26 protein-coding genes are annotated in these 25452 nt (G+C 27.9%); 13 read left to right on the top strand and 13 right to left on the bottom strand.

Going from position 1 to position 25452, the window contains the following annotated elements; genetic code table 11:
* The 5 genes from I0K12_RS06870 to I0K12_RS06850 all read left to right on the top strand — a co-directional run bounded on the left by I0K12_RS06870 (position 1) and on the right by I0K12_RS06850 (position 3127).
* Positions 1 to 936: an NAD(P)H-dependent flavin oxidoreductase gene (locus I0K12_RS06870; RefSeq protein ID WP_196886467.1), complete on the top strand. Its 936-nt coding sequence runs from the start codon at positions 1 to 3 to the stop codon at positions 934 to 936.
* 205 nt (positions 937 to 1141) lie between these two features.
* On the top strand, positions 1142 to 1462 hold the full coding sequence (locus I0K12_RS06865) for a YtxH domain-containing protein (RefSeq protein ID WP_196886462.1): 321 nt from the start codon (positions 1142 to 1144) through the stop codon (positions 1460 to 1462).
* 6 nt (positions 1463 to 1468) lie between these two features.
* The gene (locus I0K12_RS06860) at positions 1469 to 1825 is read left to right on the top strand and encodes a phage holin family protein (RefSeq protein ID WP_196886460.1); all 357 of its coding nucleotides are present in this window, start codon (positions 1469 to 1471) and stop codon (positions 1823 to 1825) included.
* 11 nt (positions 1826 to 1836) lie between these two features.
* Positions 1837 to 2046, top strand: coding sequence for a hypothetical protein (locus I0K12_RS06855; RefSeq protein ID WP_196886458.1), 210 nt, complete (start codon positions 1837 to 1839; stop codon positions 2044 to 2046).
* Positions 2047 to 2278: 232 nt separating this feature from the next.
* Positions 2279 to 3127 carry a glucosaminidase domain-containing protein gene (locus tag I0K12_RS06850; protein ID WP_196886457.1) on the top strand — a complete coding sequence of 283 codons (849 nt, stop codon included), beginning with the start codon at positions 2279 to 2281 and terminating at the stop codon, positions 3125 to 3127.
* Between the two features lie 276 nt (positions 3128 to 3403).
* Here the strand turns inward: I0K12_RS06850 and I0K12_RS06845 are convergent, their stop codons facing one another.
* The 5 genes from I0K12_RS06845 to I0K12_RS06825 form a co-directional block, all read right to left on the bottom strand.
* On the bottom strand, positions 3404 to 3970 hold the full coding sequence (locus I0K12_RS06845) for a hypothetical protein (RefSeq protein WP_196886455.1): 567 nt from the start codon (positions 3968 to 3970) through the stop codon (positions 3404 to 3406).
* 151 nt (positions 3971 to 4121) lie between these two features.
* A complete protein-coding gene (locus tag I0K12_RS06840) occupies positions 4122 to 4976 on the bottom strand; it encodes a TIGR02452 family protein (protein WP_196886453.1) in 855 nt (284 codons plus the stop codon).
* Between the two features lies 1 nt (position 4977).
* On the bottom strand, positions 4978 to 5568 hold the full coding sequence (locus tag I0K12_RS06835; protein WP_196886451.1) for a DUF4291 domain-containing protein: 591 nt from the start codon (positions 5566 to 5568) through the stop codon (positions 4978 to 4980).
* Entirely contained in the window at positions 5569 to 5865 is a 297-nt protein-coding gene (locus I0K12_RS06830) for a hypothetical protein (protein ID WP_196886450.1), read from the bottom strand.
* The gene (locus tag I0K12_RS06825; protein ID WP_196886449.1) at positions 5862 to 6722 is read right to left on the bottom strand and encodes a DUF2071 domain-containing protein; all 861 of its coding nucleotides are present in this window, start codon (positions 6720 to 6722) and stop codon (positions 5862 to 5864) included. Before I0K12_RS06825 ends, I0K12_RS06830 begins: the two co-directional genes overlap by 4 nt.
* 145 nt (positions 6723 to 6867) lie before the next feature.
* Here I0K12_RS06825 and I0K12_RS06820 point away from each other — a divergent pair, with 145 nt between their 5' ends.
* The gene (locus I0K12_RS06820; protein WP_196886448.1) at positions 6868 to 7599 is read left to right on the top strand and encodes a hypothetical protein; all 732 of its coding nucleotides are present in this window, start codon (positions 6868 to 6870) and stop codon (positions 7597 to 7599) included.
* Between the two features lie 46 nt (positions 7600 to 7645).
* On the top strand, positions 7646 to 8038 hold the full coding sequence (locus I0K12_RS06815) for a hypothetical protein (RefSeq protein WP_196886447.1): 393 nt from the start codon (positions 7646 to 7648) through the stop codon (positions 8036 to 8038).
* 18 nt (positions 8039 to 8056) lie between these two features.
* On the opposite strand, the gene I0K12_RS06810 is transcribed toward I0K12_RS06815, so the two are convergent.
* Complete coding sequence (locus tag I0K12_RS06810) at positions 8057 to 8626, bottom strand: Crp/Fnr family transcriptional regulator (RefSeq protein WP_196886446.1); 570 nt, start codon at positions 8624 to 8626, stop codon at positions 8057 to 8059.
* Positions 8627 to 8789: 163 nt separating this feature from the next.
* On the opposite strand from I0K12_RS06810, the gene I0K12_RS06805 reads away from it, so the two are divergent.
* A complete protein-coding gene (locus I0K12_RS06805; protein ID WP_196886445.1) occupies positions 8790 to 9587 on the top strand; it encodes a hypothetical protein in 798 nt (265 codons plus the stop codon).
* A gap of 325 nt (positions 9588 to 9912) precedes the next feature.
* Entirely contained in the window at positions 9913 to 12483 is a 2571-nt protein-coding gene (locus I0K12_RS06800) for a VPS10 domain-containing protein (protein ID WP_196886444.1), read from the top strand.
* 67 nt (positions 12484 to 12550) lie between these two features.
* On the opposite strand, the gene I0K12_RS06795 is transcribed toward I0K12_RS06800, so the two are convergent.
* Positions 12551 to 12970 (bottom strand): hypothetical protein, encoded by a 420-nt coding sequence (locus I0K12_RS06795; RefSeq protein WP_196886442.1) that lies wholly within the window; start codon positions 12968 to 12970, stop codon positions 12551 to 12553.
* A gap of 180 nt (positions 12971 to 13150) precedes the next feature.
* Here I0K12_RS06795 and I0K12_RS06790 point away from each other — a divergent pair, with 180 nt between their 5' ends.
* Positions 13151 to 13846, top strand: a complete 696-nt coding sequence (locus tag I0K12_RS06790; protein ID WP_196886441.1) for an HAD family hydrolase — start codon at positions 13151 to 13153, stop codon at positions 13844 to 13846.
* A 115-nt stretch (positions 13847 to 13961) separates the two neighbouring features.
* Positions 13962 to 14432, top strand: a complete 471-nt coding sequence (locus tag I0K12_RS06785) for a hypothetical protein (RefSeq protein ID WP_196886440.1) — start codon at positions 13962 to 13964, stop codon at positions 14430 to 14432.
* A 37-nt stretch (positions 14433 to 14469) separates the two neighbouring features.
* Here the strand turns inward: I0K12_RS06785 and I0K12_RS06780 are convergent, their stop codons facing one another.
* The 5 genes from I0K12_RS06780 to ychF all read right to left on the bottom strand — a co-directional run bounded on the left by I0K12_RS06780 (position 14470) and on the right by ychF (position 20055).
* Positions 14470 to 15645 (bottom strand): aspartate aminotransferase family protein, encoded by a 1176-nt coding sequence (locus I0K12_RS06780; protein ID WP_196886439.1) that lies wholly within the window; start codon positions 15643 to 15645, stop codon positions 14470 to 14472.
* A 12-nt stretch (positions 15646 to 15657) separates the two neighbouring features.
* Positions 15658 to 17202: an OstA-like protein gene (locus tag I0K12_RS06775; RefSeq protein WP_196886438.1), complete on the bottom strand. Its 1545-nt coding sequence runs from the start codon at positions 17200 to 17202 to the stop codon at positions 15658 to 15660.
* A gap of 126 nt (positions 17203 to 17328) precedes the next feature.
* Positions 17329 to 18018, bottom strand: coding sequence for a ZIP family metal transporter (locus tag I0K12_RS06770; RefSeq protein WP_196886437.1), 690 nt, complete (start codon positions 18016 to 18018; stop codon positions 17329 to 17331).
* Positions 18015 to 18743 (bottom strand): class I SAM-dependent methyltransferase, encoded by a 729-nt coding sequence (locus I0K12_RS06765; RefSeq protein ID WP_196886436.1) that lies wholly within the window; start codon positions 18741 to 18743, stop codon positions 18015 to 18017. Before I0K12_RS06765 ends, I0K12_RS06770 begins: the two co-directional genes overlap by 4 nt.
* Before the next feature lie 217 nt (positions 18744 to 18960).
* Positions 18961 to 20055 carry a redox-regulated ATPase YchF gene (gene ychF, locus I0K12_RS06760; protein ID WP_196886435.1) on the bottom strand — a complete coding sequence of 365 codons (1095 nt, stop codon included), beginning with the start codon at positions 20053 to 20055 and terminating at the stop codon, positions 18961 to 18963.
* A 695-nt stretch (positions 20056 to 20750) separates the two neighbouring features.
* Between ychF and I0K12_RS06755 the strand changes: the two genes are divergently transcribed.
* Together I0K12_RS06755 and I0K12_RS06750 are read left to right on the top strand one after the other, a co-directional pair.
* Positions 20751 to 21818 carry a YncE family protein gene (locus I0K12_RS06755; RefSeq protein WP_196886434.1) on the top strand — a complete coding sequence of 356 codons (1068 nt, stop codon included), beginning with the start codon at positions 20751 to 20753 and terminating at the stop codon, positions 21816 to 21818.
* Positions 21819 to 22094: 276 nt separating this feature from the next.
* Positions 22095 to 22523 carry a hypothetical protein gene (locus tag I0K12_RS06750; RefSeq protein WP_196886432.1) on the top strand — a complete coding sequence of 143 codons (429 nt, stop codon included), beginning with the start codon at positions 22095 to 22097 and terminating at the stop codon, positions 22521 to 22523.
* Between the two features lie 179 nt (positions 22524 to 22702).
* On the opposite strand, the gene I0K12_RS06745 is transcribed toward I0K12_RS06750, so the two are convergent.
* Entirely contained in the window at positions 22703 to 25195 is a 2493-nt protein-coding gene (locus I0K12_RS06745) for a VPS10 domain-containing protein (RefSeq protein ID WP_196886430.1), read from the bottom strand.
* Positions 25196 to 25452 lie beyond the last annotated feature (257 nt).

Here is a 25452-nt window from a genome sequence, read left to right as displayed (position 1 = left end):
ATGAATAAAAAAATAACAGAATTATTTAATATAGAATATCCAATCATTCAAGCAGGAATGATTTGGGTGAGTGGTTATAAATTGGCAGCAGCTGTGAGTAATGCAGGAGGACTTGGATTGATTGGAGCAGGTTCTATGTATCCGGATGTTTTGAGAGAGCATATTCAAAAATGTAAAAAAGCTACAGATAAGCCATTTGGTGTAAATGTACCAATGTTATACCCAAATATTGAAGAAATAATTCAAATAATTATAGAAGAAAAAGTACCAATTGTTTTCACATCTGCTGGAAATCCAAAAACTTGGACTTCGCATTTAAAAGAACATGGGATTACAGTTGTACATGTTGTAAGTAGTGTGAAATTTGCTCTGAAAGCAGAGGCTGCTGGTGTTGATGCAATTGTTGCAGAAGGTTTTGAGGCTGGAGGACATAATGGAAGAGAAGAAACTACGACTTTTACTTTAATTCCGATGGTGAAACAAAAGCTTAAAATTCCTGTGATTGCTGCAGGAGGAATAGCAACAGGAAGAGGAATGCTTGCTGCAGAAGTTCTTGGTGCAGATGGTGTGCAAATTGGTAGTAGATTTGCAGCATCAGAAGAATCTTCAGCACATATCAATTTTAAAAATACGATTGTAGAAACAGAAGATGGAGATACACATTTAACATTGAAAGAATTAGCTCCTGTGAGATTAATTAAAAACAAATTTTACAATGATGTTCAAGAGCTTTATAAGAACAATCCTTCTGTGGAGGAAATAAAAGAACTTCTTGGAAGAGCTAGAGCGAAAAAAGGAATGTTTGAAGGCGATCTTGAAGAAGGAGAATTAGAAATTGGACAAATTGCAGGAATGATTCAAGATATTTTACCAGCTGCAGATATTTTGAAAAACATTGTTTCAGAATATAATGAAGTAAAAGCAGAAATGTTTTAAATTTCAATAAAATATAACTTAATGAAAACCTGTTCAATATAAAATGAGCAGGTTTTTTTATGAAAAATTTTACAATTACCATTGTTAAATTCTATCTGATAGTAGATTCTATTATTAATATAATATTTAGAACTTTTTGTGCATTAATTACTAATTTTAAGTAGATGATTTTTAAATAATTAAATGAACCTTAAAATTTTAAAAAATGAACAGTAATGCAGGAAACACTATTTTAGGTGTATTGGTAGGAGGAGCGATTGGAGCAACATTAGGAATTTTATTTGCGCCAGAAAAAGGAGCTGTTACTCGTAAAATGATCAAAGATGAGGTTGCACATTCTACAGATGATCTTAAAAATAAAGTATCTCATCTGAAAGAAACAATTGAGCAAAAATTCAATTTTAATAATGGTTCTTTAGGACAAAAAATTGATTCTTTCTTGGCTGAAACAGAAGTGGAGGTAGAAGATGCTATTCAAGCTTTAGAAAGAAAATTGGCAGATTTAAAAAGTCAAAATAAAAATTAAAATCAAATGAGTGTTTTTAAGTCTTTTGATAAATTATCTACAAGGGTAAGAGATATTAGTACAGATTATGTGAATAATTCAACGGATTATTTTAAGTTGAAAATATTCTACCATCTGACTAAATCTTTTACGTTTGGGATAAAGCTTCTTATTTTATTTAGCATTTTAATTGGAGCTTCTATTTTTCTTTCTGTAGCTTTGGTTATGTGGTTAGGGAAAGCACTAAATAGTTATCCATTAGCTTGTATAATTGTAGCAGTAATATTTATTTTCGTTGGTTTAATAGCCTATGTTTTCCGTAAGAAGATAGATAAAAAAGTTATTAAAACATTTTCGAAAGATTTTTTTGATGAATCTATTTAAAATTTAAAGAAATGAAAAAACAATATAGTTCATTTAAGGAAATTGAGACAGATTTGAAAAAACTCAAATTGAAAAAAGATATTTCAGTTGAAGAAATAAAACTAATGAATAATACTATAAATGAAGAATTTAAATCGTATAAGTTTTTGGTAGAAATTATTAATCAGATTCGTAAATATGGTTTAGTATTTTTAATAGAGAAATTTGTTTTAAAAAAATAGAATCACAAAAATTTATTGTTAAGTTTTTAAATATGAAAAACTTATTTTATATTTATTAAAGTTTCACAAAATTTTAGTAAAATTTAATTTGAAATAAACAAAAAATTTCTATATTTGGCTGGAATATTTAAGTAGTTATATTGAAATGATTCCCCACGATCATCGATCTTAAATTTCCCCCTTTTCCTCAAATATATATAATAATTAACTATCAGACTTTAGAATTTTTAATATGAAGTATAATAAACTATTTTATATAGTATTGGCTAATTTTGTCTTTATTTCTTGTGCAGGAATAAGAAAAACAACTATTGATGATAATAACGAAAAATTCAATGGAGAAATTGAATTGGAAGAAGAAGTATTGTCTTATGTTGTAGAAAGAAAGTCAAGTGCTGAGAAAGAAGAGGAAATTGAAATTCCATATATTGAGAAAAAATATTCAGAAGTAGAACTTACTAACTTCTATATAGATAAATATAAGAAAGTAGCAATCTCTGAAATGAAAGAATATGGAATTCCTGCTAGTATTACATTAGCACAAGGTATTTTAGAATCAAGTAAAGGTACATCTAATCTTACTTCTAGGTCAAATAATCATTTTGGTTTAAAATGTCACACAAGTTGGTCAGGGCCTTCAGTTCTTCATGATGATGATGAAGCTGATGAATGTTTCAGAAAGTATGATACGCCAGTAGCTTCGTTTGAAGATCATTCAAAATTTCTTGTTGAAAGATATAAATATGCTTTTTTGTTTAATTATGAAAGTACAGATTATAAGAATTGGGCTTTTGGTTTAAAAAAGGCAGGATATGCTACAGATCCAAGATATGCTCATAAAATTATTTCTATAATTGAGAGGTTTGATTTAAATAAGTTTGATCAAAAAGTAAAACCTTCCTTCAGAAAATCATGGGCTGTAGTTGATTCAGGAAATGTTTATGTTGTAGAATATGGAGATACTTTGTTTTCTATTTCTCAAGATAATGGAGTGAGAATGCAAGCTGTTAAAGAATTAAACAAGATGAAGTCGAATGGTTTGAAAGTTGGGCAAAAAATCAGAATACCGAAGAAAAATTAACTGTAATTATAATAAAATAACTAATATATTTATTGAGATTTCTGAATAAATAGAGTTAATTGTTACAAAGTTTTTTGTTGAATTAATTATCTTTTAAAGCGAGTTAAAATTTCATTCTAAATAATAAATATTATCACGTTTAAAGTTTAATGATATTTTTTTGTAAAATATGATGATTTAATCGTTTAATCTTTCAAGAGGAGAGACAACATTAAAATCGATAGATTTTCATACAAAATCAAACGTGATAATATCAAAAGGTTGTTTTAATTTATTTTAGATTTTTATTGGTAAATTTTTTACCACACAAACTTTAGAAGGGTCTTTTTCTAAAAAAATAATAGCATATTCTTTTTCACTATTACTTTCAAATTTGTACCAGCTTGCTGTTTTTATTATAGTTTTATATTCTTTTCCCTTAAAATTATATTTAAATTTTACTTTATAAATTCGACGATCATTTATTCGTATTAAAGTTTGTGTTTTAGCATAGCAAATAGCTTTACCAGAAATTCCGAATTGTAATATCTTTAGAGTAATAATCCCTTTTTTAATTCCCTTAAATATTAAGAAAAAACCAATTATGGTGAAAATCAAGCCTATAATTATGAAACTAGAATCAAAATCTTTAATGTTTTCATATTTCGAAATGTTATATGAAGGATTATCTTTGATATAGTTAATAATAACAGAGTTATCAATTTCCATATTTGAATTGGTTGTAACATCCTTTCCAATGTACTTTTTTCCAGAAACATCAAAATAATATTCAAAAGCTAAAACGTCTATATCATTGTAACTTCCTACAGTATATACATCTGTTACAACTCCTGATTTTGTCATTGTTTGTGCATGAAATATCTCATTTTTTATAAAATATCCTAAGGAAAAGTTTTTAAAAAATGGAATAAGACTGAAATAACCTAAAAATAACAATGTAAGTCCAAACCCTAAATTTTTTTGATAAATTAGGAGTGTAATTTTTTTAATTAAACTAATTCTCATTTAATACTGTATTTCCAAAATATTTTTCAAAAGGTGCCACAAAATGCTCTCTATTAGAATAGATAGCAAAAACTATATTTTGAAATTGATTTGGGAATTTTCCCTCAATAATTTCTTTAAAATAAAGAGCTATTTCTTCTGGGTTATTTTGAAAAACACCACATCCCCAAGCTCCTAAAACAATGGATTTATGATTGTTTTCTAAAGCAATAGCCAGCACTTTTTCAATTCTGCGTTTCATTATTTTCTCAATTTCATCAACTCGCTGAGGTTCTTTATTTCGAACAACTCCAGCATTTACAGCAGGAGCAGTAATCACACTACAAACTTCTAAAGCATCCAAATTTTCTCCATCTTCACTTTTAAAAATTGGAACATTTGGACTATAAATCATATAATCTGTGTAAAAGCAAGATTTCGTATTTCTGTTTGTTTCATAATATTCTGAACATTTTAAAAGAGTAGGATACAAACCTGTTGCTCTTGCAATACTTTCTTCCTGCGCTTGACTTCCACCAAGAAAACCACCTCCTGGATTTTTTGCCGATGCAAAATTCAAACAAATTGCATCTTTAAATCCGTTTTTGATTAGATTTCTTGTAGTATTTAAAGTAGTATCTCTTTCTAACCATATTTTTGTTTCAAATGTTTCCGATTCCTTGAAGTCATTTTTCAATAATTGATCAGAATCTTCTGGAGTATAAAGTGTTGTGTTTTTCTCTGCTTTTTCTTGAATTTCTTTTATATTAATTTTCTCACCAGAATTTGTTTGAAAAAATCCGTTTTCTAATATTTTTAAAGTTTCTTCTGCTAAGTTTTTTCTTTTTGCTCGATTTGTTTTCATTTTATCTAATTCCAATTTTTGTTTCAATTTCTTTTTCTAAAGGATAAATTTTCTCCGAAGGTAACAATCTTTTTGCTTCTTTGTATTTTCCTTGTTTTCTTAATTGATTTATTTTTTTCGTTAAAGGAGTTAAATCTACAATTTCAGAAATCCATTTTTCATTATATTCTTCAATTAAATGTCGGCTAATTCCAACTTGAATAGATCTTTCTTGTAATTTTCCTCCTTTCAAATTTCGTTCAGGATCCCACTGAATATGCACTTTAGCTCTAGAAAATTGCTGTTCCCATTCCCAACCATTTGCATAAATTTCTTTATCTGGATGTGTCAAAATTCCCATGGAAAGTGCTTTCTCCCAATATTCTCTTTTTATTTTTATTCCAAGAATATAATCTTGATTGCTTTTTGTTCCCCAATTACTTCGTTCCATTAACCATAAATAAGAAGGTTTTATCCAGGTCATTCTTTGAAAAGAAAAAGGAGGTTCAAAACGATTATTTTTTATAGCTGGTTTCCCAATTTTTGCATTATAAGCTTGATAAACAGTAATTGTATCTCTGTCGAAATTTGCTCTAATTTCTTGTTGTTTCATTTATTTATTTTCAGGCTTTTGTTTTTTATAAAATTTCACCATAAATTTTCCTAATATAAAATATAGTATTAATACTGTAAAGCTTCCTAAAAGAAAATAATTCTTTAATATTTCGTTCAAATCATAATTAATGAATAATAAAACAATACAAATTATAAACTGAAGGATTGCATAGGAAATATTTCCTTTTGAGCTATAACCAAACAAGCCTAGAAAATGTGATTTGGTCAGCCCAAAGATTAGATGCGGCATGGAATTCATTAATAATACTCCGATGATAAAATCGATAAAATTCATTTTAGTATTTTTTCGTTTAATGTTCTTAAAGTTAAATTTGGGATCGTAAAAGCAAAACAATCTTGATTTTTTATGAAAGAGTTTAATTCTTTACTTTCTAAAGTTTTAATTTTTAAAGGTTTTATTTGTTTTATGTCAAAGTCTAAATTAATCTCAGAAACACAAAGTTTATCTTTAAGTTCTGTAATAGCATAATCTTGAACACAAATTTTATTCAATAATTCATCTTTATTCTTTGCTATTTTTTGATACGCTTCAGGGATTTTCCAATTTTCAGCTATTTCAGATTGAAAATTTATGGAAGGAGCATAACTATATCCAGAATCAATTTTAGTAAAAAAATGATTATTTTCTAGATAATGTTCAAATTTTAAAGGTAAATGTGTTTGAAGAATATTACTAAAAACTCGACTTCCAAAGGTGTAAAAAGAACTATTCATGATATTCGATAAGAAAAGAACAGTTGGTTTTTCATCAAATAAAGTTGTGTTTTTTAAATAAAATCTCCAATTACTTTGATTTGGCGAACCAAATATTGATTTGATTGAATTTAAAGTTCGTGGTCTTAAATTTCCATGATTATAGTTTAATATTGTAAAAAGCACTTTTCCATTATAAGTTTCTAATTCCAAGTTTTTGGGAATCAGATGTTTTATGTCTTCAAAGGGAAGTAGCCAATTATAGTATGTAACATTCTTAACATCACTTTGGTAACATATTTTACTAAAAGGGGTGTTCAAATTTTCTTTAGTCTTAATAAAACTAGAATTATTTAAAACTGAATTTAAAATAGAACCAAATAAATTCTTCTTAGGGTATTTAAATTTGTTTTTTTCTTTGAGAATTTTGATTTTCATTTTTTCTTAATAAGCAATAGTTTTTAATAGTACAAATTCAAGCAGTTTGTATTTATTTTTTAAGATATACTTTATAATTATATAATAATTCGAAATGTACTCAAAAATGTTATATAATTGTGATAAAAATAGAAAATGATTAAAAATGTTATTTCCTGAAGATTATATTGATTTTTTAAAATGGTTTAAAGAACAAACAGAATTTTACTGGAGTCAGTTAGAAGAAAATGAATGGATTTTAAATGCTAAATGGCAGCCTTTATCTGTTTCTGAAATTTTAGAAATTGAAAAAAAATATAAAATTCAATTTTCTTATGAGCATAAAGAGTTTTTGAAAATTCTTCATTGCATTGATAAAATGGAACCTAGAATGCTTTATAATGAAGAGAAAGGTGAATATTTAGCTGATAGACCATTTTTTTATAATTGGCAAAAAGATGAAAAAGAAATCAGAGAAATGTTGAATTCTCCTTATAATAATATTGATGTTGGAATTCAATATGGAGGGTGGGTGAAATCTTGGGGAGAAAAACCTTCAACTATTGATGAAATAGAAAGTGTTCTAAAAGAAAAATATAAATCAAGTCCACAATTACTACCTATTTTCGGACATCGATTTGTTGTTTCTCTACCAAATGAAAACTATAGTCCTGTTTTGTCAATTTATACTGATGTAATTTATTATGGAGAAAATATCAAACATTATTTATTACATGAAATAGGGTATTATATTAAGAAATTATTTGATTATGGTTATGATGAAGAAGATCACTGTTTTTATGGAAATCCGAAACCTGAACTTTTAGCGTATAAGCTTTCGATGATTGAAAAATGTAAAAAGTTAAATATTCCTTTTTGGAGTGATTGGATACATTAATTATTGTAATTTAATGCAGTAATTTAAATATAAAATAATTTTTAAAATGAATAAATATAAAATTATTGGCTGTTATTTTTTACTCCCATTAATGTTGCTTTCTGCTTTTTTTAAAATTTTTAGATTTGGTCCGGCAGAAACATTTTATGCATATCCTCTTCCAGAGTTGATGCTGACGATAATTCCATATATAGAAATAATCGGTGGGATTTTATTTTTTTTAGGTGCTAAAAAAAATAAATATAGAGCATTTGGAGGTATCGTTTTAATCCCTCTTTTATTTGGTGCAGTTGCATCTCATATTGGCTTCGGATGGCTGCATTTATTTAATGGTGTAAATGAAGATAAAATTTTAGCTTTACCTTCATTTTTAACATTATGCTTAGTTGTTTGGATTTCTTATAAACCAATTATTAAGTTGTTGAAATCAAAAAAATAAATATTAATCTTATTAAAATCACTTAACCATCTGTCTTCGGATTTTACTCAAAGCCTCTGGAGTGATACCAAGATAGGAAGCGATTAGTTTTTGTGGAACTCTTTGAGAAATATTAGGATATGTTTTTAAAAATTCTTGATAACGTTCTAGAGCAGTTGCACTCATCAACATTAAAATTCGATTTTGTAAAACACCGACTCTTTTAGATAATAAATTTACTTGTTTTACTAATGATTCTTGAGGAAGATCATCCACTTCTTGTAGATTTTTAGAATCGATAACTTCAATTTCCGAATCTTCAAGAGCATCAATAAATAACTCAGTAGGAATTTCATTATTATAAGTTTGAAAATCTCCTATAATCCATCCTTCAGGGGCAAACATAAAAACATGTTCTTTACCTTTTGCATCAATTGTATAACTTCTCAACATTCCCGAACATACGAAATAACTTTTATTATTTACATCGCCTTTCATTTGTAGTAAAGTTCCTTTTTTGATTTTTATTTTACGGATAGACTTTATAAATTCTTTTTCTTTTTCAGGAGAAATTCCAGAAGAGAGTATTAGTTCTTTTAATGATTTCATAGGGTAAAAATACGATATATTTTCACAATGTTTTAGAATAATGACTTTTAAAAAAGAGAACGCAACGTACTTGATCTATAATTATTTTATAAGCTTAATTCTTAAATAAATTAATACAAAAAAATACAATTTATTATACCTTTGCTTAAAATTTAAATTAAAAATGAGAAAATTATTACTATTATTAAGTTTGTCACTATTATTAGTGTCTTGTAACATTAAAGAGCGTATTGTTTTTAATGATGATATGTCTGGAGATTATGAAGTGTCAATGGATATGTCGCCGATCTTATCTATTTCAAAAAATATGGGAGGTGGTACTAATTCTGATTCTAAGAAAAAGAAAGAAAAAATTGATACTACTATTGTTTTTGACGATTTCTTAGAGCTTTATAAGGACAGTATTAAAACGGACGAAGACAGAATGAAAGCTGAAATGCTACGTGGAATGACAATGCATATGAAAATGGATGAAGATGAAGGACTTGGAATACTAACTCTTTCAAAAAAATTCACAAAGTTCAATGAGCTTAATAATATGAGTGGATCTATTGAAGATGCTCTTTCAAATGCTAAAGAGTCTTCTGGAGCTGTTAATCCTTTGGGAGAAGGTTCTATAATGAATAAGAATACTCATTATTCTTACGATGGAAAGATTTTTAAACGATTTTCAAATAAAAAAAAGGAATCGAAAGCTGAAGTAGAAGTAGTTGAAGAAACAGAGTTTGAAGGAAAAGTAGAGTCTGATGATCCAGATACTCAAAAGTTGATTCAATCTATAGAAATGTTAGAAGAATCATTATCATATGAGCTAGAATATGTTTTCCCAAAAAGAATCAAATCTGTTTCGGTACCATCTGCAATAATTTCTAAAGATAGAAAGACCGTGAATGTAAAATTTGATGTTAAAAACTCTTTAGAAAATAAAGACCTTATGTCATTTGAAGTAGTTTTTGAGTAATCTTTCAAAAAACATATATTTAAAGTCAGGGTTTATCTCTGACTTTTTTTATGAAATAATATTGCTAAGTTTTAAGTCGAAATAATTATCAGTACATACCTATTATAGGTTTTTAGATTAATTTTTAATTGATTGATATTTAGTTGATAATGAAAATATTTTAGTTTTTTTAGATGTGAAAAAATTTTAGGATTAAAAATATTTAATATATATAATATTTGCTTTTTTGTGTTATATATGATTTTTAAATATGTTAAAAGTAGGGAATATATTTATTTTTTAACATTATAAAGTGTAATATTGCAATTCACAAAAACTATTTAACATGAGAAAAAATCTACCCCTATTATTTTTTCCTATCTCTATTTTTTGTTTCTCTCAAAATATAGAGGTTCCAAATCAACTAGAAGAATTAAACAAAACCTCAAATTTTCACGAATTAGTAAAAGAAGCAGACAAGCAATGGGAAAATATTCCTGTTCAAAAAAAATCTACTGGACGAAAAGTCTATGAAAGGTGGAAAGAAACTTGGAGAAATCAATTAAACCCAGATGGAACAATTTTCACACCACAACAACAGACTGAAGCATGGAATAATCTGTCAAATTTCAAATCTTCTTTTGTAAATGAAGACTCAAGTGAATGGATGCCTTTAGGTCCTTTTTCACATACAAATGCTGGATCTTATAGTCCAGGACAAGGTCGTGTAAATATTACAACTGTTGATCCTAGTAATGAGGATATTATTTATATAGGAAGTCCAAATGGAGGTGTTTGGAAATCTATAGATGCTGGAGAAAACTGGGAAGTTTTAACAAGTGATTTACCGTCATTAGGAGTTTCAGGAATTGCAGTAGATTATAATGATTCGGATATAATTTATATTTCAACTGGAGATGAAGATGGGTATGATTCTTATTCAGATGGAGTTTATAAATCTATTGATGGAGGAGCGACGTGGAATAAGCTTGAAAATCTTACAGGTTTTTATATGGCAGGTGAGATTAAGATTGATCCAAACGACTCTAATAATTTATGGGTTTGTACAAGTAGTGGATTATTTAAATCTACGGATGCTGGAGAAAACTGGACACAGTTAACGTATGATTTTGCAAAAGAAATTAGACTTAAACCAGATGATTCTTCTGTTATTTATTTAGTTTCAAGATATTCACAATCTCAAAGAGTGATTTTAAAATCAACGGATGGAGGTGAAACATTTGAAACAATACATTCAATTCCACAAACATCCAGAACTGTTATTGATGTAACTCCTGCAAACCCTGAAGTTCTTTATGTTTTGTATTCAAATACTGGAAACTCATATAAAGGTTTGTATAAATCTTCAGATGCAGGTGATTCTTTTGAATTAGTGCATGATTCTTTTGAATTAGATATTTATGGAGGAAGTTCTCAAGCAGGTTATGATTTAGCTTTAACAGTTTCTGATGAAGATGAAGATATTGTTTTAGTTGGTTGTATTGATATTTTCAAATCTACAAATGGAGGAAATACTTTTTCGCAATTAAATTATTGGGATAATCCAAACCATAGTTCTTATACGCATGCAGATATTCATGATTTGAAATATTATAATAATAAAGTGTATGCTTCAACAGATGGTGGAATTTATATTTCTTCGAATGATGGAGTTAAATTTGATGATAAAACTGCTGGAGTTAATATTAGCCAATTTTATAGATTGGATGTAGCTCAAGCAGATGCAACAAAAGTTGCTGGAGGTTTACAAGATAATGGTGGTTTTGCTTATTCAGATGAAAGCTGGAAAGTATTTCATGGAGCAGATGGGATGGATGCTGCAGTAGATCCATTAAATTCGGATATTTATTATAGTTTTATTCAATTCGGATATTATTTAGGAAGATATAATGCTGAAACTGGAGAAGGAGGTTTTTATATTGCAAACCAAACTTCAGGTAATTGGGTTTCTCCATTAGAAGCTGGAAAAGGAGGGACGATCTATGGTGGTTTTGAAAGTTTATACAAAATTGAAGATCATCAATTTGTTTCAGCTACAACTTCATTTTTTCAAAATAATTTAGAGGTAATTAGAGTAGATCCAACAGATGATAATAGAGTGTTAGTTTATGATGGATATCGTATTTATTTATCAAATCCTAGTTCAAGTAATCAATTAACTTTTAGCCAACTTAATAATTTTCCTTATTCAGGAGATGATCCTGTAAGAAATTTCGATTTCAACCAGAATGATCCTAATATTATTTATGTTGTAACTTCAAATAATGTTTATAAATCAGAAGACTCTGGGGATACTTGGCAAAATATAACATATAATTTACCTACAGAAGGTGTGTCAAATGTTGTAGTTGCACATCAATTTGATTCTCCAAATAATACATTGTACTTAGCACAGAATAATGCGGTTTATTATATGGATGATAATACTGAAGAATGGATTCTGTATAAAGAAGGTTTACCAAACACAAGAATTACAGATTTAGAGATTAATACTATTGAAAATCATGTTTTAGTTTCTACTTATGGTAGAGGTGTTTGGAGAAGATCTGTTGTAGAAGATAGTTTGATAACTGATGGAGACGGTGACGGAGATGGAGACGGTGACGGAGATGGAGACGGAAATGATGTTAGTGTTGAAGAATTTGAGGGTACTTTAAAATTAGGTCAAGTTTTTCCAAATCCTGTGCAGAATATAGCTAGAGTTAATTTAGTAATCTCTGAAGATGCTTCTTTAACAATTCATAATACAACTGGTAAGTTAATGTTGAAGAAAGATTATTCTAAGATAACACCAAAAACAGAATTTGATGTTTCTTCTTTACCAAACGGAGAATATATTTTGAGAATAATTTCTGAAAAACACTTAGTTACGAAGAAGATTTTAATTAGAAAATAAAATATAATTATTGTTTTTTTTATGGGATTGATTCAAATGGTTTATTTGAGTCAATCCCTTTTTTATTTTAATGAAAATTCATTACTGCCAAAATAATAATTGAAAACCCTAGAAGAAAAGAAATTTTACTTAATGGTTCAATTTTTTTAAAGTAGTATTCCTCATTACCTTTTTTTGCTTTTCTGGTAAATACAGCCATAACACTTATAACTATAATTAATAATAAAACTAAAAGTAATTTCACTCTAAAAAGCGGAAGATTATCCATTACTTTCCAATATGGAGTTCCTAAATAACCTCCTGACATAATTAGAATAAATAAACCAATATGTCCCATTCTACTTAAAGGTAAAATTCTTTTAGTGAATTTTAATTTTTCATCTTTTTCAAGTTTTGCATTAAATATTTCTAGAAACATAAAAGCAAAACCAGTTCCGATAAACATACTAATACCAATAAAATGTGTAATTAACATTACATCTCTCATAATTTTTAAATTTATTTTGATACAAATTAAATTCATAATTGCTTTTAAATAGATTTAAAATTCTAGGTAAATGTTATGAAATTCTAGGTTTAAGAATAAATTAATGTATTTTTGCAAAGACTTTTCTAAATTCGATGTGAGCTATTGAATAATTATTAAAATCGATAAAAAGATTAAAAAATGTATAGCAATATTAAAACAATCGCATTCGACGCAGACGATACTCTTTGGATAAATGAAACTTACTTCCGTGAAGCAGAAGCTGAATTCTGTGAACTTTTAAAAGATTTCGGTGATAAAGAAGAAATCGATACAAAACTTTTCAATACGGAAATTCAAAATTTAGTGCATTATGGTTATGGAATTAAAGGTTTTACGCTTTCTATGATGGAATGTGCTTTGGAAATTACGAACAATCAAGTTCCAAATGAAGTAATGAATAGAATTATCCAGATAGGAAAAGACATGCTGAACAAACCAGTTGTTTTATTAGAAAATGTAGAGAAAGTTCTTAAAACACTTCATATAAAAGGAATGCGTTTAGTACTTGCTACAAAAGGAGACTTGTTGGATCAGGAAAGAAAATTGGAAAAATCTGGTTTGGATAAATATTTTCATCATATAGAAGTGATGAGTGATAAAAAAGAAAAAGATTATATCAAACTAATCAAACATTTAGATATAGAGCCAGAACAATTTTTAATGATAGGAAATTCACTTCGTTCTGATGTACTTCCTTTGGTTAAAATTGGTGCAAAAGCTATTTATGTTCCTTTCCATACAACTTGGCAACATGAAGCTGTTGACGATGTAAAAGAAGAAGGTTTTGAAGAAATAGATGGAATTTTAGAAGTTTTAAATTCTTTGAAAATATGAGAGGAGTTTTCTTTTAAAAGGGAAATTATTTATTCTGCTTTTGAGAAGAATTTTAACTTGATATTTCAGATATCTTCTTATATTTAGCATTCAAAATTCAATAAAATAATTTTATATGAAAAAAATATTATTCTCTGTATTTACATTATCATCAATCTTTTTATCATCTTGCGATAAAAAGATTGATGATAATGATTTAAAAATCAGTTTTGAAAATAGATTAAAACCATTGCTTAAACAAAATGTTAATTTGGATTCTATAGTTGTAATTGAAAGTTTTCAAATAAATAATAAAAGAAGAATAGCACATGAAAAGAATCTCTTTAGATCTAATAATATTATGTTGTTAAGCGGAAGCCCAAGTGAAGAAGTTGTAAAATATAGCGATAGTTTAAAAGCAATAATTGATTCTTTAGAAGCTAAAGATGGGCAAGCATTAAATGGATATTTGTTAAAATTAAAAACTTATTTAAGTAAAAAAGATAGTGAACATTTAAAGAAAGATTTATATTTTGTTCAATTTGATGATAAGGCGAAAGTAGAAACAATTCATTTAGAAGATCCTTATTTATTATATAAAGATTAATAATATAAAAGCTATCTATAATTAGATAGCTTTCTTTTTATAATTCATCTAAAGTTTCTAAAATAATTTTGCAACCTTTTTTTATTTCTTCTTCAGAAATAGTTAGGGGAGGAGTGATTCTAGCAGCTTTCCCTTCAAAAAGTAACCAGAAAAGAAGCAATCCTTTTTCCATACATTTAAGGATTAATTCTGTAGCTTTTTCAGGTGTTTCTAAAATGATGGCTAGCATTAAACCTTTTCCTCGTATTTCTTTTATTTCTTTGTGTTGAAGTAATTCCTTAAAAAGCTTTTCTTTTTCTATTACTTCGTTCATTAAGTTAGTTTCAATAACTTCTTTTAAAGTAGCTCTAGCTGCTGCTGCAATAACAGGATGTCCTCCAAAAGTCGTGATATGTCCAAGTTTAGGGCCATCTGTCAAGCATTCCATGATTTCGTTTGAAGATATAAAAGCTCCGATTGGCATTCCACCACCAAGACCTTTTCCTGTGATAAAAATATCTGGAACTACATTGTAATTTTCAAAACCAAATAATTTTCCTGTTCTTCCAACACCAGATTGAATTTCATCTAAAATTAATAAAGCTCCAACTTCTTCACATCGCTTTTTTAATTTAGCTAAATAATCATTTTCTGGAACTAGAAAACCTGCGCCACCTTGAATTGTTTCTACAATTACACCAGCTGTTTTATTCGTGATTTTTTGTAAATCTTCCTCTTTATTAAATTCGATAAAACGAACTCCAGGAATTAAAGGTCTAAAAGCTCCATTTTTTTCTTCATTTCCACAAACACTCATAGAACCTTGTGTATTTCCATGATATGCGTTTTTGAAAGAAATAATTTCAGCTCTACCAGTATATCTTTTCGCTAATTTAATAGAACCTTCTGTAGCTTCAGTTCCAGAATTGGTTAGATAAGTAGCGTTTAATGGATCTGGTAAATTCTCTGCTAATAATTTTGCTAAAAGCACTGGTTCATCTTGAATAAATTCACCATAAACCATTACATGTGTATATGTGTCAACCTGTTTTTTGACTGCCTCAGATACTTTCGGATGTGAATGCCCTAAAGTATTTGCAGAAACTCCAGCGATAAAATCTAAATATGCTTTATCATTTTTATCATAAACATATGAACCTTTAGCTGCTTTAATTGAAATAGCTAGTGGATGCTTAGATGTTTGCGCTTGATATTTATAAAAATCTGATTTCAATGTTTTTCTTTTTTATTCTTGAACTAGTTTTTTCGTGTTTTCCTTTGATTTTTCTTCTCCATCTTCATCTGGAATAAAAATATCTTCTTTTGTCAAAGGTTGTTCACTTTCTCGCCAAATAAATCCTTTTAAATACCTTTCTTCTCTTGGGAATTTTTTCAAAGGATATGTTTTTGCTTCAGGGTTACCAATTGCTTGTACTTCGATAATTTCATTATTTTCAATCAAAAATTTTAAGGTGTTTGATTCTTGTTTATCAACTCCAATTAGTTTTCCATCTTCATCTCTTACATAATAAATTGATTTACTATATCCAAGCATATCAACAATTCTTAAATCATTGTTTTGAAATTTTCCTAGAAGTTTTTTACCACTTAATTGTGTAAATCCAACACTATCTTTTTGAACTACAAATGCATTATTATAAACTTTTAAGGAATCCATTTGTTCTGTCTTTACATTAGAAATTAATTCAATTGTATCACCAGTAATCTGATTTCCTTGCGCCCAAACAACTGGACTGCGATACATAAAAGTTAAACCTGTAGATTGATCCGAATAAATAGAATCACATTTTCCTCTAAGATCTTTGCTGAAAATTTTCACATGATTAAATGCTTTTAAAATTCTTTTCTCAGGTTTTCCCGTTAGGAATAAAGTATCTCCGTGCATATAAAGAGAATCTTTTTCCATAACCGAAATTGCAACTGCTCTTTGCGTAATAAAAATAGAATCTTTTAATTCAAATAATTCTGCATAATTTCCTTTAATTACAGAATTATTTATGGTATCTGTAATTTTGATATTTCCGGTAGCGGAGGCAAAACCAATTGGTTGATCATAATACAAACTATCTCCTTCAATTATTCGGTCAGAATAATGGATTTCTGCATTTTTATTGAAATAAGAAATGTTTGTTTTTGTATTAAAATACCCTTTTTCACAATAAATAGAATTTTCTTCATTAGTAATCGTAGAAGGTCCGTGAAGGTAAGCAATACCCGAGTTTGTATAATAATCTAAATGATTTGATTTTAAAACATGATCTTCTCCAGTAACAACCACATCAGATTGTGCTTTGAATTTATTTGTTTCTAAATAATAATGACCAAGATTGCTTTCTAAAGTATTGATGCTATCACGAATTACTCCATGATCTTCATAGAAAACAATTTGTTTTTCTCTATCAAAATGAAGTGTATCTGTAGTTAATGTCATCTGTGGATCTTTTAAGACAACATCTCCCCAAGAAATCGCTTTTTTTGTGTTTCCATCATAATTAGCATATTTACTAGTTTGTACAATTGTATCTCCTTGATTTACGTAAACATCTCCATATGCTTGAATAAAATTTCTTTTAGGAAAAACAATTGCTTTGTCACAAGTCATCTTCGCTCCATCATGTTCAAATTCTACATTTCCTGTTGCGATAATTGCTCCAGGAAATTCCTTTTCATCTATATTTTGAAAATTAGCATTCACTAATTTTATTTGTTTTTCCTGCGCTATTCCGAAGGCAGAAAAAAGTAAAAACGCTATGTAAAGTATTTTTTTCAAATGTCCTTATTTTTCAGCAAAAATACTGAAAAAATTCCGTTTCAATAAATAAATCATGAAACGGAATCTTAAAGTTGTTTATCGTTTTGATAAACAAAAAAATATAAAGTATAGTGTAATTAAATTTTATGCTAAAAGCGCAACTGCCACACCAACAAGTATAGAAATAAACTTGTAAGAATTGAATTTGTGGTTCTCTGAGCTTTCAAATAAAATAGTAGTAGAAATATGTAAAAATATTCCAATTATTAAAGCTGTTATTTGTGTTTTATAAGTGACAAATAACGGAATATATTCTCCTGATAAATTTCCTAGAGGAGACATAAATGCAAACATGATTAAAAAAAGTAAAGAAAAACTTTTATTAAATTTAGCTTGAATCAAAAATGTTCCTAAAATAATTGTTACCGGAATTTTATGTATTACAATTGCCCATAGAAGTGTATTATGTCCATGATTATGAGCTAAAGGAATTCCTTCCATATAGGCGTGAATACAAAGACTTATAATTAAAAGCCATGGTATTTTTCCTTTATCATGAATATGAATATGTCCATGTTCTGCACCTTTTGAAAAGAAATCTAAAATTATTTGTAATAATAAACCTAAAACAATAAAAATTCCAATATTATAATTAGAAGTGTGCGCATGAATTTCATGACTATAAACTTCTGGTAATAAATGTAAAGCAGTAATTGATAATAAATACGCTCCACTAAAAGCTAGTAAAAAATGAACTATTTTCGCACTTGGTTTTATCCCATAAACTACTATTATTCCAACTAAAACTGATAAAATAAGCGCTATGTTTCTCATTCGACAACTAAAATTAATCTATTTGATGTTTCTTTGTTAAAAGGTTCTAAATTGTAACCGCCAAAAGTAGTAATTAATTTTAATCCTACTTGCTCTAAATACGATTCAATTTTACTTAAATTTAAGTATTTTACTTTTTCGTAAAAAACAAAGTCTTTATTTTTAGCATTAAAAGAAATTTGTTTTACGATGAAACCATCTTCAATTGCTCGCTCAATATGAAAATCTACTTTATCTCTTTGTTGAATTTCTTTTTTTACTAAATTTTTTTCAACTTTCTCTACATTCATAAAGTCAATAACTGCAACTCCTCCTTCGTTTAATCCATGTTTTATATTTTGTAAAACTTGAATGTCAAATTTGTCTTCTTCAAAATATCCAAAACTTGTAAAAAGATTAAAAATAGCATCAAACTTTTCAGGGAAAGGTTCACGCATATCATGAACTTTAAATACTAAATTTTCATTTTCAAATTGTTTTGCAAACTCAATACTGTTTTCAGATAAATCCATACCTGTAACATGAAAACCTAGTGAACTTAAATATTTTGAATGCCTTCCTTTTCCACATGGAAGATCTAAAATAGTTGCTGATTGTGGTAATTTTAAATAAGAAGTTAAATTCTTCATGAAGCTTTGCGCTTCCGAATCATCACGATTATTATATAATAAATGGTAATATTCTGTATTAAACCATGTTGTAAACCAATCCTTTGGAACCTTCATACTCTCATTAATTTCTCTTGCTAAAGTAGTTTTTAAATAGAAATGATTTTTTTGTCAATTATTAGTTTTTCTAATAGTATCATTAGTAAAATTGATATTTTAGAACTAAAAATTGAAAAAATTTATCTACTATAAATTTACGAACTTCATTTAGAATAAAATAGGGTTAAGCTTACTAAAAACTTAACCCTATTTTGAATTTACTTAAATATACAAATTATACGTTAAAACGGAAATTCATCATATCTCCATCTTCAACGATATATTCTTTTCCTTCAACTCTTAATTTTCCTGCTTCTTTTACTTTAGCTTCTCCTCCTAAATCAACGAAATCATTATACTTAGTAACTTCTGCACGAATAAATCCTTTTTCGAAATCAGTGTGGATAACTCCAGCAGCTTGTGGTGCAGTATCTCCAATATTGATTGTCCAAGCTCTTACTTCTTTTACTCCAGCAGTGAAGTAAGTTTGTAAGTTTAATAATTTATAAGCAGCTCTAATTAATTTTGAAGCTCCTGGCTCTTCTAATCCTATATCCTCTAAGAACATTTGACGCTCTTCGTAAGATTCTAATTCATTAATATCTGCTTCAGTTCCTACAGCTAAAAGGATAATCTCAGCATCTTCATCTTTGATTGCCTCACGAACTCTCTCTACATAATCATTTCCAGAAACAGCTGCACTTTCGTCAACATTACAAACATAAAGAACTGGCTTAGCAGTAATGTATTGCATTTTGCTAACAACGTTTTCCATTTCTTCTTCAGAAAACTCGATAGTTCTTACAGACTTTCCTTCTAATAAAGCTTCTTGAATTTTAAGTAAAACTTCTAATTCTTTTTGTGCTTCTTTATTTCCAGTTTTTGCTGTTCTTTTGATTCTTTCTAATCTTTTCTCTGTAGTTTCAAGATCTTTTAATTGAAGCTCCATGTCAATCGTTTCCTTATCTCTTACTGGATCTACAGTTGCATCTACGTGTACAATGTTATCATTATCAAAACATCTTAGAACGTGAATAATAGCATCTGTTTCACGAATATTTGCCAAGAATTGGTTTCCTAAACCTTCTCCTTTACTTGCTCCTCTTACCAATCCAGCAATATCAACGATTTCTACAGTTGCAGGAACAACACGCTCTGGGTTCACCATTTCTTCTAAAATTTCCAAACGACGATCTGGAACATTTACAACACCAATATTTGGTTCGATTGTACAAAATGGGAAGTTTGCCGATTGTGCTTTTGCGTTTGACAAACAGTTGAATAAAGTTGATTTTCCTACGTTAGGTAATCCTACAATTCCTGCTTTCATATTTATATGTGTATTCTTTTAGTCAAAATTTTGCGCTGCAAATATACTATTTACTTTGCAATATTTCAGGGTAATTTGAACACTATCATTAAATAAAATCTTCATAGCACTAATTTTATACGAAATTCATAAATAAAGTTTTTGCTAAAATCATATAATAAGGAGTTATATGATTTTAGCAAAAAAATAGGTTGTAACTAACACAACCTATTTTAAATAAAACCTCAAATAACTAACTTTTTTAAAATGAAATCTCTATCAGAATTCAAGTACTAAAATAGTATTGTAATAGGGTAAAACGATATTCTTAGAGAAAATTAATTGTAAATAAATTATTAATATTTTAACAGATTTCATTTAAAATCCATTCTCTTTCATTTAGTTATATTTTTAAGTTAAAATCTACCATTTATTTTTCCTTTCTTACTACTCTTAAAATGAAAAAAATATTTAAATTTGTGTATGTTAAAATATATGTAAAGCTAATACATTTATATTAAATATTGTTATTGCATTTTTAAAATCCCAAATAATACCCCGTTGAAATTATAATATGTAACTTCATTTTTGTTTAGGTTTTTTAAATTTATTATTTTTTAAATAATTATTATTTAATGTTTTAACTACTATCGTGATGATTTAAGAATCAATAAATACAACTTTTAAATATAAACTAAACCCTACGTATGAAAAAAATGAAGTTAACTAAATTATTTCTACATTTATTTTTAGTAAGTATTCTGATTACTTCATGTGGAAAAGACACAGAAGACAGATACCTAAAAGGAGATTATGATGAAGGATTATTAATTGTAAATAAAGGAAACGAAAGCACTTCTGGAAGTATTTCTTATTTATCATATAATTTATCTTTTGTAGAAAATGATATTTATAAAAAAATAAACAATCAAAGTTTAGGAGATAATGTAAGTTCTTTAGGATTTTACATTAATGAAGCGATGATTGTTATAAAAGGAGAAAATAAACTTGTATCTGTAGACAGATATCGTTTTACTGAAATAGAAACAATTCATCAGCATATTTCAAGCCCTTCTTATTTTGTATCAAATGAACTAGAAGGAGAAGAAGGAAAAGGGTATATTTCAAATTGGGGAGATGAAGAAAACTCAAATGATGATTATATCGCTGTAATGCATATGAGTACTCATATTATAGTGAGTAAAATTCCTGTTGTTGCTAAACCTGAAAAAATGCTGATTATTGATAACAAATTATTTGTTATACATGGAGGTGAAAATAGTAATCTTCTAACTGTTATAGATATAAATACAGAGAAAGTGATTAAAGAAATAGAATTAATTAATGGACTAAACTCGATGACTTCAGATGTTCATGGAAATGTTTGGTTATTAGCTTCTGGAGATATGAATCAAGATGAAACAGCAGGAGAATTATTTGTGATAGATTCTAATTCTTTAGAAATTGAGAAGAACTTTTATTTTGGAAATAACACAAACCACCCACAAAGTATTACACATTATCAAAATGGATTATACTACGTTTTAAATAATTCTATTTATAAAATGCTACCTAGTGCTTCAACTTTACCAAAAGATCCAATTATGTTAGATGTAGATGTTGATATGATTTCTGTTGGAATTAATACAATTTTTGGTTTCCAAAAAAATATGGAATCTAATTCTAAAGTTTTAATTATTGATTTGGATGAAAAAATAGCATCAAAAGAATTTTCTTTAGGTATTGAATCATCAAATGCATATTTCAATTCGTATACAGAATAAAATTAAAACAACCTTCTTTCTATGCAAAGCATATTAGATAATTATCTAATATGCTTTTTTTATGAAATTATGTAATAATTACTGATAGAATATTATCTTTTAAATAAGGTAATATATTATTAGTTTTTGCGTAAATACTATATGTTTATGTTAATAGTTTTTTACTAATTTAGACTAACAAAATTTTGAACAAGCAATAATCGATTATCGCAAATTACAACGGCAACTATCATTTAGTTGCTTAAAACCATTTATCAATTAATTAAAACATTAATAATGAAAAATTTAATTTTAAGTTTTTTAGCGATTTTTTTCGTATCAGTATTTTCAGCAAATGCACAGTCAAAAGACAAAGTAATTAAAAATCCATGTGAGTGTGGAGAAATCGGAATACCTGAGTATACTTGTCAAATAGTTTCAGGTACATTTAAAGTAAATAATGTACAAGTACAATATACTTTAAAGGTAACAATCGATTATATCAATGAAAACTTTGTAGGTTTTGAAGGGGATTACTCTTATACAACTGGAGGAATTTCTTTGCCAGCTGTATTCCCAATTTCAGGAACATTTATGGATAGTAATGGATTTATAACTGGAATAAATTATTCTGGATTTCCTGCAGGAATTGCTGGACAGCCTTGGTTTAAACAAGGTCTAATTCAAAGTTTAAATAGTCAATTGGCATTTGGTTCTGCATGGTAAGAACTGAATAGGTTTATAGTAAGCTGCCATAGAAATATGGTAGCTTTTTTTCTTGGAATATGATTTATCTTAAATATTTCATAGAATCTAATTAGTAAAATAGAAAAAGGTAATGAAAAATTAAATTCATTACCTTTTTTAATAATTTAAACCAAAAAATCAGTTTTGATTAAAAAGAATTACTTTTTGACAATCTTTTCAATATGTGATCCTTTGCTAGTACTTAATTTGATAAAATACATCCCTTTGTCTAAATTAGAAATATCAACTTCATATTTATCAACAAGGTTTACATTTTTAATGTACTTAACAATTCTTCCTCTCTGATCAATAACTCTAATGCTAACTTCAGTATCTTCCGTCCATTTTAGATTTATTTTGTCAGAAGCAGGATTCGGGTAGATTTTAAGTTTATCCAATTGTTTTTCATTCTCAACACTTAACCATCTATCATATAGAGGAGACTTCCATACACCTCTACCATATGTACAAACATAAATGTGTTGATTTACATAATTAATTTCTAATTCCTCAATTCTTACATTTGGTAAATTATTATTAAAAGGATACCATTCTTCAAAATAATCAGATGTGAAGTAAATTCCATAATTCATTCCAACATATAAACCATTATCCTCATCATCTTGCCAAGCTACAGCTGTAGGGTTAAAATCTGGTAAATTCTTTTTATAAGATTCCCAAGTATCACCGCCATCATTAGAAACATAAATACCTTCTTCATCTCTTATACATATAGCAATCTTATTAGGATTTGTAGGATGTACTGCAATATCTAAAATACGCCCATTTAAACCATCAATATCTTCCCAAGTAGTACCTCCATTTGTGCTTCTATAAAGCGTATTGTTTACACCAAAAAATATAATTTGATTATTTGTGTTTGCTACTTCAATATCCGTAATATGGTCTCCAAAAGTAGGTGATATTGGGTTCCAGGTGATTGCTCCATTTGTAGTTTTGTATAAGGTTTTTCCTCCACCATAAATGGTATTTGAAGCTATAGGATCTTGCTCAAAAGGAGTTACCCAATCTCCTTGAAAAACTTGAGGCATACCTGATGAAGTATTTCCTCCATTAATAGATTTATATAATTGCCCATAATAGATAGATCCATATATAATATTTGAATTATCTTTATCAACGAATGATTCCATTCCATCAGCACCAATCCAATCCTTCCATTGTCCTGTGTTTTCATGATAGACAGAACCACCATTATCTTGAGAACCTGCAGCAATTACAGTGTTTTGTGTTTGAGAAATTCCAAATTTATAAAATTGTCTAATCCCTAAACCAGTTGATAAATCTTTGTAATAGTTTGCATTAATAGATGCTGTGTTTTCAGCAACAAAAAGTCCACCATCTGAAGCAACAAAAAGCTCTTCATCTATCATTTCTATTAAATCGACATCTGCATGACAATATCCTACATTTTTTTCAAAAGCATTACCAGGTATCCAGTCTGAGGTATTCTGAAATCCAAGTCCTCCATTAGTAGAACGCCAAGTTAAAATACCTGCAATATGAACCTCATTTTCATCTGTTTGAGATACTGCAATAGCCATATCTCTAGGAGCTTGACCTCCAGCACTATCTGCCCATGTACTATAACCTAAATAATTATATCCTGTATGATCTAATTCTGTAAAAGTATCTCCACCATCATCAGAAACATAGAAAGCATTAAATCCTCCAGCACCATTTTCTTCTAATACGTAAATTTTATCTGAATTTGCAGCTGTAAGTCCAATTGCTTTTTGATGATTACCAAAATTATGAGTGACTGTTGGTTCTGAGTTATCTACATAAACTTTATGGAATTTTGTTCCACTTAAATAAACTATATTAGGATTTTCTTTATTAAATTGAACGTCTGTAGTTGTACCAACTTCTAAAATATTCTCCCAAGCTGTTTCTCCTCCATCATGAGTTCTCCAAAAACCACCATTACTCATCGCAGCATATATTACATCTGGATTAGTAGGGTGAACAGCAATTTCTAATATTCCTCCAATAGAAGTTAACTGTGTAAATGTTTCCCAGGTAGCACCACTATCAGTAGATCTGTAGATATATCCGTCAACAGACCCCCAATAAATTGTAGACGGATTAGATGGATCCACAGCTAAAGCGTAAGCTTCCATATTATTAAAATTATCCGTTAGTGGTGTCCAGCTTTCTCCTTTATCTAAAGTTTTCCAAATTCCACCATTTGGAGTGCCAATATAAATTTCATCATGATTTTCGGGATTGTATGCTAATGAAGTAATTCTCCCAACTCCAGGATTCCAACCAGATGTTTGATTATAATAGGTAGGACCTAATTCTTCCCAATTATCATTGGATGGAAATTCATCTCTTCTTTGATTTTCATATTGATTAACTCTTTTTAATTCTTCAAAATAAAAGTTTTTAGGTTTTAAGTAACCGTCTGAGTCCATTTCTTGATAAGCCATGTACTCCCATCTTTTATAATGTTTATAGCCAGACCCTTTTCCTTTTCCATGTAATTCAAAATATTCGTTTGCAGAATTTTTAATTTCTTCTACTGTATGAGTTCTTTTCTGAATCATTTCTTTGTATTCTTGTGAAAAGAGGGAAACTGAAGAAGTAAGAAATAGTAAGCTAAGTGTTAAAACTTGTTGTTTCATAAAAAAATTGTTTTTTAAGGTTAGTTTATCAGGGGAATATTCAAAAATATTCTAAATTAAATGAAAAAACAACAATTAAATGATTTAATATATTGATTTATATTAATTGTAAGTCTTAATAATTTTTCCGACTAAATTTTATTGAGTAAAAGTAAATTTTTTATATATGAATAGTTTTATAAAGATATATTACGGTTTATATAAATTATTTTGACATAATATCTATTGAATAGAAACATATTAATTACTTATAAAAA

The sequence above is a fragment of the Aureivirga sp. CE67 genome, from assembly GCF_015767245.1.
Classification (GTDB): domain Bacteria; phylum Bacteroidota; class Bacteroidia; order Flavobacteriales; family Flavobacteriaceae; genus Aureivirga.
This window is presented reverse-complemented; position numbering and strand designations above follow the sequence as displayed.

What these genes read in the sequence shown, in the direction of transcription:
- I0K12_RS06870 (WP_196886467.1), top strand. Translation starts at nt 1, where the DNA reads ATGAATAAAAAAATAACAGAATTATTTAATATAGAATATCCAATCATT.
- I0K12_RS06865 (WP_196886462.1), top strand. Translation starts at nt 1,142, where the DNA reads ATGAACAGTAATGCAGGAAACACTATTTTAGGTGTATTGGTAGGAGGA.
- I0K12_RS06860 (WP_196886460.1), top strand. Translation starts at nt 1,469, where the DNA reads ATGAGTGTTTTTAAGTCTTTTGATAAATTATCTACAAGGGTAAGAGAT.
- I0K12_RS06855 (WP_196886458.1), top strand. Translation starts at nt 1,837, where the DNA reads ATGAAAAAACAATATAGTTCATTTAAGGAAATTGAGACAGATTTGAAA.
- I0K12_RS06850 (WP_196886457.1), top strand. Translation starts at nt 2,279, where the DNA reads ATGAAGTATAATAAACTATTTTATATAGTATTGGCTAATTTTGTCTTT.
- I0K12_RS06845 (WP_196886455.1), bottom strand. Translation starts at nt 3,970, where the DNA reads ATGACAAAATCAGGAGTTGTAACAGATGTATATACTGTAGGAAGTTAC.
- I0K12_RS06840 (WP_196886453.1), bottom strand. Translation starts at nt 4,976, where the DNA reads ATGAAAACAAATCGAGCAAAAAGAAAAAACTTAGCAGAAGAAACTTTA.
- I0K12_RS06835 (WP_196886451.1), bottom strand. Translation starts at nt 5,568, where the DNA reads ATGAAACAACAAGAAATTAGAGCAAATTTCGACAGAGATACAATTACT.
- I0K12_RS06830 (WP_196886450.1), bottom strand. Translation starts at nt 5,865, where the DNA reads ATGAATTTTATCGATTTTATCATCGGAGTATTATTAATGAATTCCATG.
- I0K12_RS06825 (WP_196886449.1), bottom strand. Translation starts at nt 6,722, where the DNA reads ATGAAAATCAAAATTCTCAAAGAAAAAAACAAATTTAAATACCCTAAG.
- I0K12_RS06820 (WP_196886448.1), top strand. Translation starts at nt 6,868, where the DNA reads ATGTTATTTCCTGAAGATTATATTGATTTTTTAAAATGGTTTAAAGAA.
- I0K12_RS06815 (WP_196886447.1), top strand. Translation starts at nt 7,646, where the DNA reads ATGAATAAATATAAAATTATTGGCTGTTATTTTTTACTCCCATTAATG.
- I0K12_RS06810 (WP_196886446.1), bottom strand. Translation starts at nt 8,626, where the DNA reads ATGAAATCATTAAAAGAACTAATACTCTCTTCTGGAATTTCTCCTGAA.
- I0K12_RS06805 (WP_196886445.1), top strand. Translation starts at nt 8,790, where the DNA reads ATGAGAAAATTATTACTATTATTAAGTTTGTCACTATTATTAGTGTCT.
- I0K12_RS06800 (WP_196886444.1), top strand. Translation starts at nt 9,913, where the DNA reads ATGAGAAAAAATCTACCCCTATTATTTTTTCCTATCTCTATTTTTTGT.
- I0K12_RS06795 (WP_196886442.1), bottom strand. Translation starts at nt 12,970, where the DNA reads ATGAGAGATGTAATGTTAATTACACATTTTATTGGTATTAGTATGTTT.
- I0K12_RS06790 (WP_196886441.1), top strand. Translation starts at nt 13,151, where the DNA reads ATGTATAGCAATATTAAAACAATCGCATTCGACGCAGACGATACTCTT.
- I0K12_RS06785 (WP_196886440.1), top strand. Translation starts at nt 13,962, where the DNA reads ATGAAAAAAATATTATTCTCTGTATTTACATTATCATCAATCTTTTTA.
- I0K12_RS06770 (WP_196886437.1), bottom strand. Translation starts at nt 18,018, where the DNA reads ATGAGAAACATAGCGCTTATTTTATCAGTTTTAGTTGGAATAATAGTA.
- I0K12_RS06765 (WP_196886436.1), bottom strand. Translation starts at nt 18,743, where the DNA reads ATGAAGGTTCCAAAGGATTGGTTTACAACATGGTTTAATACAGAATAT.
- ychF (WP_196886435.1), bottom strand. Translation starts at nt 20,055, where the DNA reads ATGAAAGCAGGAATTGTAGGATTACCTAACGTAGGAAAATCAACTTTA.
- I0K12_RS06755 (WP_196886434.1), top strand. Translation starts at nt 20,751, where the DNA reads ATGAAGTTAACTAAATTATTTCTACATTTATTTTTAGTAAGTATTCTG.
- I0K12_RS06750 (WP_196886432.1), top strand. Translation starts at nt 22,095, where the DNA reads ATGAAAAATTTAATTTTAAGTTTTTTAGCGATTTTTTTCGTATCAGTA.
- I0K12_RS06745 (WP_196886430.1), bottom strand. Translation starts at nt 25,195, where the DNA reads ATGAAACAACAAGTTTTAACACTTAGCTTACTATTTCTTACTTCTTCA.